General features: G+C 58.4%; 1 protein-coding gene. It reads left to right on the forward strand.

What is annotated here, in order from left to right:
• Positions 1–37: 37 nt before the first annotated feature.
• Positions 38–752 (forward strand): dTDP-4-amino-4,6-dideoxygalactose transaminase (gene rffA, locus Q0L57_RS13385; protein ID WP_296743329.1); only part of this gene is annotated, 715 nt, incomplete at its 3' end.

Raw genomic sequence — 752 nt, forward strand, 5'->3', positions numbered from 1 at the left:
GCTTACTCACTCCTGTACTGCGGCGCTGGAAATGTCCATGCTGCTGGCCGACCTTTCGCCCGGCGACGAGGTTATTTTACCGTCGTTCACTTTCGTGTCCACCGCAAATGCCGTGGTGCTGCGGGGAGCCACGCCGGTCTTCGTCGATATCCGGCCGGATACGCTCAATCTCGATGAAACCGAGGTGGAAGCTGCGATCTCCCATCACACACGGGCGATCATCGCCGTGCACTATGCGGGCGTTCCGGCCGAGATGGATGTGCTCAATGCGATAGCGGATCAGTATCGGCTGGTCGTCGTGGAAGATGCAGCCCAAGCGATCGGTTCACGCTATCGCGGACGACTTGCGGGCAGCCTCGGCGCCATGGCGGCGTTCAGTTTCCATGAGACCAAGAACATTGTCTCGGGCGAAGGCGGCGCACTTGTCGTCAACGACCGGCGCTTCGCCGAGCGTGCCGAAATCATCCGGGAAAAAGGCACCAACCGGCGGCAGTTTCTCAATGGCTTCGCCGACAAATACACGTGGGTCGATGTCGGTTCATCGTATTTGCCGAGTGAACTCGTGGCAGCATACCTGTTCGGTCAACTCGAGCAATTCGCAACGATCCAACAGGATCGAATGACCTCCTGGAACGTATATGCAAAAGGACTTGCAGGGCTTGCCGAATTCGGATTCGGCCTGCCGCAATGTCCCGCAGATTGCGAGCACAACGGCCATATCTTCTATCTGATCGCGCCGGATGCGGAGACAC

Origin of the sequence: Mesorhizobium sp. (assembly GCF_024509055.1) — a bacterium.
Taxonomy (GTDB): domain Bacteria; phylum Pseudomonadota; class Alphaproteobacteria; order Rhizobiales; family Rhizobiaceae; genus Mesorhizobium.